We start from the raw sequence: 3,463 nt of genomic DNA on the forward strand, positions 1-3,463 counted from the left end.
AAACCTATAATGAATGCCATGGAACATGCCAATTCACCGAAGATAGCCAGTCCTAAAGACAGCGGGCTGCCTACACCCAATGGGTCTGGGAAAACGGCCGACAGCTCTTGAAAGTTAGTCCACTTCTGGATGCCGTGGTTCATTAATAATATACCGAATACAATTCTTGCAATCAATAGTATAGCAGATGTTGCCGTTCCGTCCGGTTTGACAGGAAATAAAAGTCGTTTTAACATATTCATTCGTTTTTAAGTTCGTATATGAACTATAACAAATATTACTCAATAAAAGTTTACTCCCGCTTCAAGGGTTTGATGATAATCCGTAAAGACGGGTCATAGGTAAAGTAACTCCACATCCAGTCTACGAAGATGAAAAGACGGTTCTTTACACCCACAATACTCATCAAATGGATGAATAGCCACACAGCCCATGCCGGAAAACCGCCAAAACGCAGTTTCCTAAGCTCGACTACGGCATGATTGCGGCCAATGGTCGCCATGGAGCCTTTGTTTTGATATATAAACGGCTGCAACGGCAGGCCTGTTTCTGCACGCTGCAAGTTCCTTATCAAGTTGCGGGCCTGCTGGATGGCTGGTTGCACCACTTGCGGGTGTCCTTTGGGATACTCCTCAGAAATCATAAGGGCCGTATCCCCGATAGCGAAAATATTGGGATATTGAGAAAGACGGTTATAAGTGTCCACCTTCAAGCGGTTTCCCGGTCCATAGGCATCGGCAGGCAATCCTTGAAGGCTGTTTGCCTTGACACCGGCCACCCAGAATACATTTTTGGTATCGATGGCAGTCCCGTCATTCAATGCCAATTGATAATTCTCGTATCCCATCACCCGTTGGTTCAATTTGATTTCCACATCACGCTTCTTCAGATAATCGGCCACTTCTTTGGAAGACTCTTCTGAAAAAGCAGACAAGAGCCGGGAAGAGCCATCCAACAAGATGATACGCATCTCATTGATATTCAAGTCCGGATAGTCTTGAGGAAGGACAAACTTCCTCATCTCGGCCAAAGCACCAGCCAACTCTATTCCCGTAGCTCCACCGCCTACAATGGCAAAGGTCATCAGACGCCTGCGCTCTTCTTTATTACCGGTGTTCTGGGCTTGTTCAAAACTATCCAATATCTGGTTTCGGTTGAACAAGGCTTCCGAAGTATTCTTTAGTGCCATGGTCTGTTTCTCCAGCCCGTCGTTTCCAAAATAATTTGTGTTGCAGCCGGTGGCAATGACCAAATAGTCGTATGCCAGCGTGCCGATGGAAGTCTCCAGCAGATTGTGTTCCGGGAAGACTTGCTGTGCTTCACAAATACGTATATGGAAATGCTCTCTTTTTTTGAAGATTTTTCGGTATGGGAATGATATGGCACTCGGTTCAATACCTGCTGTGGCCACTTGATAGAGTAACGGTTGGAAGATGTGATGGTTATTCTTATCCAGTAAAACTATCTGAAACTTGTTGCTTTTCAATTTTCGTGCCAGCTTTAATCCGCCAAAGCCGCCGCCTACGATTACTAGTCGTTTCTGTCCCTCTTTATCGGGAATGTCCATTGCTGTTTTCATAATTCAATATCATGTTGTTCTTTGTAATATTAAAATAACAGTATAAATCGAGGAAAGTTCTATAAATGATGTAGTTAAAAAGAGTGAACCCCACATGCAATGTAGAAATGAACATTAAAAGAGAAAAATTGGAAACAAAAAGAACAGTAACATTGTTGTAATGAAGAACATAAAAACTAACTTTGCCACGGAAGTTTTCTACAAGTAAATGGACACTAAATTGACAAAATGGATATTACCAATATTGATGCTGATTACAGAAACGGCTGTTCATGCACAAACACACCTTGCAGAAGCAAAAAACTCTGTGGACTCAATTTCTACGTATCCGATAGACTCGCTTCCCAAGAAACGCAGTTTTTTCGGAAAAATTTTGAATTACTTCAACGATGCCAACAAAGAAAAGAAAAACAAGAAATTTGATTTCAGCATTATAGGCGGGCCTCATTATTCCAGTGACACCAAATTTGGAATCGGACTGGTGGCGGCAGGACTCTACCGTACCGACCGGAACGATAGTATTCTCCCTCCGTCCAATGTCTCTCTGTATGGGGATGTCTCCACAGTGGGATTCTATTTGCTGGGAGTACGTGGAAACCATCTGTTTCCCCAAGACAAATACCGGTTGAACTACAATCTGTATTTCTATTCTTTCCCAAGCCTTTACTGGGGACAAGGATATGACAATGGAGCCAATGATGACAATGAGAGTGAATACGATCGCTTTCAGGCGCAGGTTAAGGTGGACTTCATGTTCCGGATGGCACGTAACTTTTATATCGGTCCGATGACAGCATTTGATTACGTGTATGGACATGACTTTGAAAAACCGGAATTATGGAAAGGAATGAAAGCGCGTAGCACCAACGTGAGCTTGGGGTTTTCCTTGTTGTATGATTCACGCGATTTTCTGACAAATGCCTATAAAGGATATTACCTACGGATAGACCAGCGCTTCAGTCCGGCCTTTTTGGGAAATAAATATGCATTCAGCAATACGGAACTGACGACCAGCTATTACCAGTCCGTGTGGAAGGGTGGGGTGTTGGCAGGCCAGTTCCATACTCTGCTGAACTACGGAAATCCGCCCTGGGGACTGATGGCAACATTGGGAAGTTCCTATTCTATGCGTGGCTATTATGAGGGGCGCTACCGTGACAAGTGTGCAATGGATGCCCAGCTGGAACTACGCCAACATGTATGGAAGCGAAATGGAGTTGCCGTATGGGTAGGGGCGGGAACCATATTCCCGAATTTCTCGGAATTGGAGGCCAGGCATATTCTTCCTAATTATGGTTTCGGCTACCGCTGGGAGTTCAAAAAGAGAGTAAACGTACGTTTGGATTTAGGTTTTGGCAAACACCAGACCGGATTTATATTCAATATCAATGAAGCTTTTTAGAGACATAAAAAAATGGTTCGACAATCAGGAACATTTGTTCTATCTGTTTCTGGTCATTCTGATAGTGCCCAATGTAGTGCTATGCTTTACAGAACCCATATCATGGACGGCAAAGATATGTAATATCCTGCTACCCCTTTCTATATATTATGCTGTAATGGCTTGGTCGAGAAACTGTGGCAGGACATTCTGGCTGCTATTTCCGTTCATCTTCTTCGGAGCCTTCCAGCTTGTATTGCTGTATCTTTTCGGTCAGTCCATTATCGCAGTGGATATGTTTCTGAATCTGGTGACAACCAATTCGAGCGAGGCGCTGGAACTGCTGGACAATCTGATACCTGCCATCGTTATTGTGGTAGTGCTCTATATACCTGCATTAATTCTGGCAACCATATCCATTGTACACAAACGCAGACTGTCCGAAGCATTCATCCGGCAAGCTCGCCGTCGCACTCTGTATGTGTTGTCTGCCGGAATATTAT

General features: G+C 43.9%; 4 protein-coding genes. 2 read left to right on the plus strand and 2 right to left on the minus strand.

All coding sequences use genetic code 11. The features are described from left to right. Both ABUA47_RS18930 and ABUA47_RS18935 read right to left on the minus strand, forming a co-directional pair. Window positions 1–236 (minus strand): DoxX family protein (locus tag ABUA47_RS18930; protein WP_349831892.1); only part of this gene is annotated, 236 nt, incomplete at its 3' end. A 56-nt stretch (window positions 237–292) separates the two neighbouring features. Continuing rightward, entirely contained in the window at window positions 293–1,579 is a 1,287-nt protein-coding gene (locus ABUA47_RS18935; protein WP_035448517.1) for an NAD(P)/FAD-dependent oxidoreductase, read from the minus strand. A gap of 208 nt (window positions 1,580–1,787) precedes the next feature. Between ABUA47_RS18935 and ABUA47_RS18940 the strand changes: the two genes are divergently transcribed. Both ABUA47_RS18940 and ABUA47_RS18945 read left to right on the plus strand, forming a co-directional pair. Next, on the plus strand, window positions 1,788–2,981 hold the full coding sequence (locus ABUA47_RS18940) for a BamA/TamA family outer membrane protein (RefSeq protein WP_008664589.1): 1,194 nt from the start codon (window positions 1,788–1,790) through the stop codon (window positions 2,979–2,981). Then, window positions 2,968–3,463 (plus strand): phosphoethanolamine transferase domain-containing protein (locus tag ABUA47_RS18945; protein WP_349831893.1); only part of this gene is annotated, 496 nt, incomplete at its 3' end. The genes ABUA47_RS18940 and ABUA47_RS18945, both read left to right, overlap by 14 nt.

Source organism: Bacteroides sp. RTP31139st1_H2_RTP31139_211217 (assembly GCF_040227615.1).
Lineage (GTDB): Bacteria > Bacteroidota > Bacteroidia > Bacteroidales > Bacteroidaceae > Bacteroides > Bacteroides uniformis.